The organism is Bifidobacterium sp. (assembly GCF_051876855.1).
Lineage (GTDB): Bacteria > Actinomycetota > Actinomycetes > Actinomycetales > Bifidobacteriaceae > Bifidobacterium.
Genome location: NZ_JBJEIH010000045.1, coordinates 1 through 6,894, shown reverse-complemented (window position 1 = coordinate 6,894; position 6,894 = coordinate 1). Strand labels below are relative to the sequence as shown.

Annotated in this window: 6 protein-coding genes; 1 reads left to right on the top strand and 5 read right to left on the bottom strand. The window is 59.1% G+C overall.

Annotated elements, in window-relative coordinates:
• Window positions 1-118: 118 nt before the first annotated feature.
• A complete protein-coding gene (gene pgm, locus ACI38B_RS03815; protein WP_044279633.1) occupies window positions 119-1,771 on the top strand; it encodes a phosphoglucomutase (alpha-D-glucose-1,6-bisphosphate-dependent) in 1,653 nt (550 codons plus the stop codon).
• A gap of 825 nt (window positions 1,772-2,596) precedes the next feature.
• Here pgm and ACI38B_RS03810 read toward each other — a convergent pair.
• The 5 genes from ACI38B_RS03810 to ACI38B_RS03790 form a co-directional block, all read right to left on the bottom strand.
• Entirely contained in the window at window positions 2,597-4,153 is a 1,557-nt protein-coding gene (locus ACI38B_RS03810) for a sodium:solute symporter family protein (RefSeq protein ID WP_439729588.1), read from the bottom strand.
• A 6-nt stretch (window positions 4,154-4,159) separates the two neighbouring features.
• A complete protein-coding gene (locus tag ACI38B_RS03805; RefSeq protein WP_439729587.1) occupies window positions 4,160-4,486 on the bottom strand; it encodes a hypothetical protein in 327 nt (108 codons plus the stop codon).
• A 33-nt stretch (window positions 4,487-4,519) separates the two neighbouring features.
• Window positions 4,520-5,485, bottom strand: coding sequence for a phosphotransferase (locus ACI38B_RS03800; protein ID WP_439729586.1), 966 nt, complete (start codon window positions 5,483-5,485; stop codon window positions 4,520-4,522).
• A 1-nt stretch (window position 5,486) separates the two neighbouring features.
• Window positions 5,487-6,437: a phosphotransferase gene (locus tag ACI38B_RS03795; protein WP_101452440.1), complete on the bottom strand. Its 951-nt coding sequence runs from the start codon at window positions 6,435-6,437 to the stop codon at window positions 5,487-5,489.
• Window positions 6,424-6,894 (bottom strand): hypothetical protein (locus ACI38B_RS03790; RefSeq protein ID WP_439729585.1); only part of this gene is annotated, 471 nt, incomplete at its 5' end. The genes ACI38B_RS03795 and ACI38B_RS03790, both read right to left, overlap by 14 nt.

The following is a 6,894-nucleotide window of genomic DNA, read 5'->3' as shown; positions in this document are numbered from 1 at the left end:
GCGAAAATCAGCGATCGTTGCCATATGTCGGGACGCCTCCGAGCGAACATCCAAACGACGTGGCACAATTGAAGACATGGTAGCAAAAAATGCGGGTCTTCCCGCCACCCCAGCTGATCTGATTGATGTCGACGAGGTCATCGGCAAGTACTATGACATCGTCCCTGACGTCAACGTCCCCGAGCAGCGCGTGAGCTTCGGTACGTCCGGCCACCGCGGCTCCTCCCTGAAGACCTCGTTCAACGAGGCCCACATCGTCGCCATCTCCCAGGCCATCGCCGAGCACCGCAAGGCCGCCGGCATCACTGGCCCGCTGTACCTCGGCCGCGATACCCATGCCCTGTCTCTGCCGGCGTGGAAGACCGCCATCGAGGTGCTGGTCGCCAACGGTGTGCGCGTGCGCATCGATTCGCGCGACGATTTCACCCCGACACCGGTCGTCTCCCAGGCTATCCTGACGCACAACCGTGCCGCTGACGGCACGCAGCGCTTCTCCGGCGACGATCTCGCCGACGGCATCGTCGTCACACCGTCGCACAACCCGCCAACCGACGGTGGCTTCAAGTACGATCCGCCGACCGGCGGCCCGGCCCCGGCTGAGACGACGAACGCAATCGCCAAGCGCGCCAACGAGCTGCTGCCTGATTTCAAGAACGTCAAGCGCGTTCCGTTTGAGCAGGCCGTCAAGTCCGATCTCGTCGAGCGTTTCGACTTCCGCAAGCATTACGTCGAGGATCTGGGCAACGTCATCGACTTCGACGTGATCAAGTCCTCCGGCGTGCGCCTGGGCATTGACCCGCTGGGCGGCGCGTCCGTCAACTACTGGCCGCTGGTCAACGAAGTGTACGGCACCTCCATCGAGGTCGTACGTCCGCAGGTCGATCCGACCTGGCGCTTCATGACCATCGACCACGACGGCAAGATCCGTATGGATCCGTCCTCGCCGTACGCGATGAAGGGTCTCGTCGACTCCCTCAACAACGGAGCCTGGGACAAGTACGATCTCGTCGGCGGCACCGACCCGGACGCCGACCGTCACGGCATCGTGTGCCCGGACTGGGGCGTCATGAACCCGAACCATTACATCGCCGTCGTTGTCGAATACCTGTTCGGCAAGGACAAGAATGGCAACCCGAACCGTCCGGATTGGCCCGAAGGCACCGGCATCGGCAAGACTCTCGTGTCTTCCTCGCTGATCGACCGCGTGGCCGCCTCCATCGGCGCCAAGCTGGTCGAGGTCCCGGTCGGCTTCAAGTGGTTCGTCGACCCGCTGTTCACCGGCGAAGTCGCATTCGGCGGCGAGGAAAGCTCCGGCATGAGCTTCCTGCGCAAGGACGGCCGCGTGTGGACCACCGATAAGGACGGTCTGATCCCCGACCTGCTCGCCGCGGAAATCACCGGCAAGATGGGCAAGAACCCGGCCGAACTGCACAAGGACCAGGTCGCGCGCTTCGGCGAGAGCTGGTACAAGCGCATCGACACGCCGACCACCCTCGAGCAGAAGCAGAAGTTCGCCAAGCTCACCGGCGACGACGTGACCGCCACCACCTTGGGCGGCGAGGAAATCACCGCGAAGCTCACCAAGGCTCCGGGCAACGACGCGCCGATCGGCGGTCTCAAGGTGACGACCAAGAACAACTGGTTCGCCGCCCGCCCGTCCGGCACCGAGAACATCTACAAGGTGTACGCCGAATCCTTCGACTCCCCCGAGACCCTCGACAAGGTGCTCGAGGAAGCGACCGAAGTCGTCGACAAGGCACTGGCTGAGTAATTGTCGGTCGGCGTTGCCGATACGTCCGACACGCTGATTACGGCAGTCTGAAGGCTGATAGCCGGTTGACCGAAAGTTGGAAGGTTGACGGCTAACAGACCGGAGGGCCAACAGAGGGAAGGACCCCGTTGCGGAATGTCTCCGCGGCGGGGTCTTTTCGTTGGCTGTGGTTGGATTTGGGGCGGCGTGCGAGGATGCGCTCACACAACGGGCGATTAGACCGCTATATCAGCCGTTTCAGCGGTCAATATGCCTGCCGTGCGAGGATGCAATCACACGATGGCGTTTCAAAGGGTCCGAGCCGCCGGTCGGAACGCCAAGACGGGAGGCGTGTGAGGATTTACTCGCACAACGAGCATCAAACAGCATGACCACGACCACTCCGCCGTCTCTGGACTCCTCCGTGTGAGGATCCGCTCACACACAGACCCATCGGATAGCCAAACCCCAGCCACGAGAACCGCCCAGACCCTCATTGTGTGAGGATTCGCTCGCACAACGACCGATTGGCGATCCCGGATCGATGATTCAACACCGTCCGCACCCCATCGTGTGAGGATCCACTCACACAACGACCTGCTTACTGGCCGAAACCCGCCGAGCGACACCGTTCAACCGCCATCGTGTGAGGATTGGCTCACACAACGACCTGCAAGCAGCACCAAATCGACAATCCGACGCTGCTCAGTCCCCTCCATGTGAGGATTCGCTCACACACAGACCCGTCGGGCAATCCCGACCGGCGATATGGAACGAGCCTTGCCTTCCTGCGATGAGAAAAGCAAGGCTCGAATAGAAGGGGACTCTGATCGCCCCGAGGCACTGTCACTGCACAACAGCATCCTCAGTAGCCATCACCTCGGATTCCACCTGCGAGCTTTCAGCAGCCGGCAGCGCGGAACGCCGAGCGGACGCGACTTCGAACAGTTCATCGACATGGTCGATTTCCTGCTTGCTCATGCGATTGCGCGTCGCCAGAGAGACAACCACGTACAACACCAGATTGACCATCATGCCGACCACGCCCGAAGTCAGGCTGCCCAGTGCCGCAATGTCGTCCGGATAGATGACGGTCAGCACCGCGGCGACGGCAAAGCCTGAAATCATGCCCGACAGAGCGCCGTACTTGTTGCCGAACTTGAAGAAGATGCCGAAGAACAACGGAACCGCAATCTGCACGATGCCCTGGTAAGACAGCTGAGCGAGCAGCTGCAACCGCGACATGCCGTTGGTGAAATATGCGAGCACCGCGGAGACAAGCACGAAGATGACCATGCAGATCTTCGATACCTTGGTCTTCGTAGCATCGTTGAGATGTACCTTGTTGCCGATGATATCGTTCGCGATTTGCGTGCCGGCCGCCTGGATGCTGCCATCGATATGGCCGATGGATCCGGCGAAAATCATCACCAGACCAAGGCCCAAGAGCCATACTCCGCCCCACTGATTGAGCAACGTGGTCCAACCTGCCTGCGGATTCTTGGCGACAGCTGGAATATGTGCGGCTGCAAGCATGACCAAAGTCAGCAACGCGTAGAACACACCGGAGATGACAATCGCCCGGTTGGTGGACTGCTTCACAGATCTCACGTTATTTGCCGTGTAGATGCGCACGAAGCTCATCGGCCAGCACAACGCGCCGACTACACCAGTGAAGATCTGGCAGAACAGATACCACGGTCCGTACTGGCCGCCATCGCCGGGAACCTTCAGCAAATCGGCGGAAATATGGGATAAGTCACCCCAATTCGCCGGCGAGGATGACGAGACCAGCAGGAACACGCACACGATTGCGGCGATGACATAGGCGAAAATTCCTTGGTACATATCGGTATACACGAGTCCGCGCATACCCATCTGCACGGTCCAGATTTGACGAATCAGAATCACCGCGAGACCGGCACCAAGACACACCGGCAATGCCCAGCTGCCGTTCGATGCGATATGGAAGACCGTGGCGAGCGCCTGCATGCCGAGAATCGTCCACGGCAGAATCGCAATCGCGCCAATCAGCGAGGTAACCACGCCGACAGCTTTGGACGAATACCGCAGCCGCATCAGATCCGGCTGGGTCACCAGATTGTACTGTTTGCCCCATCGCCAAGCCCTCGTTGCCACGAAATACATGAAGGACAGGCCGAGGGTCGAATATGCCAGACCGTAGAACCCGAAGACGCCCGAGGCCACGCTCAGCCCCGCGAACGAGATGAACACGGTGCCCGGCCACCAGGAGTTCACGTAGCACATGGCCACATACCATGGGCCGAACGATCTTCCCGCCACTGCGTAGTCGTCAAAGGAGTGTGAGCGTTTCTGTGTGATATACAGGATGAGAATGATGCCGGCGAAGAACAGTCCCAGCATGGTGAACATGACAGCCATTGGTCATCACTTCCTTTCCGAAGATGTGTTCGCCGCGAGTCCGGCGGCGTTTCCGATTGCGGTCTGTGAGGCTTCGTTGGCGGATGGTTCCTCGGGATCCACCTCGCCGCGCACATCCTCGATCCAATAGAACAAGCCCATGATGATGAGCAATGCGATGAAATTGAACAGCCAATACCAGATGGACATCGGTGCGCCAAGGAACAGCGCGGTCTTCCCGCTGCCCCACAGATAGAGCGGCGGCAGGATGGCGAAGGCGAGCACAATGCCGTACAGTACGGCGAATACCGTGATCTTCTTTTTCACGGACCACGAGCGGACAAACTTCTTCATGGCTACTCCTTTCTTGAATGGTTGATGGTGAATTCAGATGGAATCTTTGACTTTTGGCCAGTCCAGCTGCTTCTTGTAGGTGTATGCGCGCATCAGCTTCCAGATGCCGTATTTCCAGTAGTCGAAAGTGACATCGCGCACAACCGAGTTGATGATTCCCCACAATCCCCATTTCACGTCGCCGATGACCCGCGCGGCCCGCACCCTAGCGAGCTTGTGCCCGTCCACCTTGCCGAAGTACTCCTCCAGCAACGGCATCATCTCCTCCTCGTCGTAAAACATCTCGGCGAGGAACAAAGCGACTTCGCAGCTTTCCTCGTTGTTACCGCAGAAATCGAAGTCGATGATGCGCATCTCATGGTTCTTGACCATGAAGTTGCCTGGCATCGGATCGTTGTGGCACGGGACGATATCGAGCCCGGAAGCCAAGAATCGCGCTTTCACGTCATGGTATTCGCCAATCAGCCCGTGTACCCAATCGGGAAGGTCGATGGACATGCTATCGACCTGTTCCAGATGCTGGTCGATTTGCTCGAACAACGTATTGGTGTTGGCGAAAAGTTCACCAGAGTGCAGTTTGCGGTAGATATCCATGGCCTGAATACCTTGCTCCTGCGTACGCAAAGACGTGGTCGTGCAGGTCTCCCAGCCATCAAGAAACTCGGTGATCTCAATACCGGTTTCGGGATCGAACTCATAGACTGACGCGCCAATGCCCAAGTCGGAGGCGCGCATGGTGCCGGCATCCACATTGGACCTGTCGATGAACCCGGTGCCTTTGCCTGGAACCTTAAGGAAGTACGGCACTGATGATTCATCGGTGACTTTCCAGTTCTCATTGGTGAGTCCGCCGCTTAGCGGTTGCGCGAAGACGGTCTGCCCCAGCCATATCTTGGCCTGTTCAATCGCATCTCGAACTTCAGCCGGCACTTCGATGTATTTGGAATGCTTCACCCGGCCATCAACAACCATCGGAACTTGTTCTTGCTGATCGCTCATCTCACAACTCCTTCAGCCAAGCGGACGGGCCTGTCGGCAGCAGCAGCTGGTTGCGTGCCTTGACGAGACGCCATAACCCGTATTTAGCGAAATCGATTTCCGGGGTGTCGGTCGTGGCGCTACGCCACAGCCCAATCAACGCCCAGTACAAGTCGCCGAGAATGCCGAAGCACTGGGCGACCGGCAGTGCCGAGGACGGCAGACCCAGCCCGTTAATCAGCATGGCCGGCACACCACAAAACGGACCGACCTCGGAAAGCACCGATCCCGCTTCCTCGAGCGGATCCATGACGCCGCTGACCGTCCAGCCGGACAGCAACGGCATCGCAACATCACCGGGCCGCACCTTGGGATCGAGCAGGATGTTCGAAGCCGCACCATCCCCGTGGCATGGGACGGCGGGCTCATGGAACTCGTCCACGCGTCGAATGAAGCTGTCAAGGTCATGCAACAGGCCATCGACATCCCTTGGCATGCGCTTGCCCGTATGCCGATACAGATCACGCATGCCGAACACATCCTCAATCAAGTCGCGGTGCATGACTTCCCGCCCGTCGGGGATGCTCAGTTCATGGACCCGGCGATGCTGTTCAAGCACCGCCCAAAGCACGTACGGATCACGCAATTCGTCAAGCTTCGCGTTTCTCCAGGTGGCAGGCAGTTTACGCATGATGATCTGGTCATCGCCCACCGACAGCACTTGCGGGGAAATACCTGCATCACCCGCGATTTTCATCATTGTCGCGATGCTCTCGAACGGTGAGGCGTAGGGCCGGCTCTCCTTGGTGAACACACGACGTAGTACGGCATCGCCGTGGGCATCCGCGCCTTCGGTGAAGATGCCATCACCGCCGACCCAGCTCGGGGTGATATCGGTTTCCTTCACATCACCCCAAATCCAGGAGGATTCATCAGTCTTCGCTGTAACTGCGACTGACTCATTCATGGTCATCGGGCACCCCCTCGAAAGACGGGAACTGCATATCGAAGCCGCGAGTCCGTTCCAAGAATCCGGCGAGCGCCAACACTCCGGCGTCATCGAACCTGCGGCCAATCACCTGCACATCAACCGGCAGATGCGTGGCATCATCCATCGCCTCGCAATACACTGCCGCCGGCCGTGTGGTCTGGTTCCACCAGGCCGTGAACTGCGTGTGATGGAGCAGTTCGCGTTCGTCCCCAGGCCCCGGACTGTCCGCGGGAAACCCGGTAACCGGAATGACAGGACTAATCAGATAGTCGAATCCTTGAAGTTCGCGTTCGATGGCTGCAACAGTGATGAGCAGGCCGTTCATTGCGTCCTCGTAATCAGCCATGGACAGTGTGTCTGCTTCTTTGACCCAATCGGCCACCAAATCCAGAACAGCCTGCGGGTGGCGGGATGCACGAATTTCCGCGGCGGCGTGGGC

Coding starts and splice junctions, on each gene's coding strand:
- ACI38B_RS03810 (WP_439729588.1), bottom strand. CDS start 4,153: ATGGCTGTCATGTTCACCATGCTGGGACTGTTCTTCGCCGGCATCATT.
- ACI38B_RS03805 (WP_439729587.1), bottom strand. CDS start 4,486: ATGAAGAAGTTTGTCCGCTCGTGGTCCGTGAAAAAGAAGATCACGGTA.
- ACI38B_RS03800 (WP_439729586.1), bottom strand. CDS start 5,485: ATGAGCGATCAGCAAGAACAAGTTCCGATGGTTGTTGATGGCCGGGTG.
- ACI38B_RS03795 (WP_101452440.1), bottom strand. CDS start 6,437: ATGACCATGAATGAGTCAGTCGCAGTTACAGCGAAGACTGATGAATCC.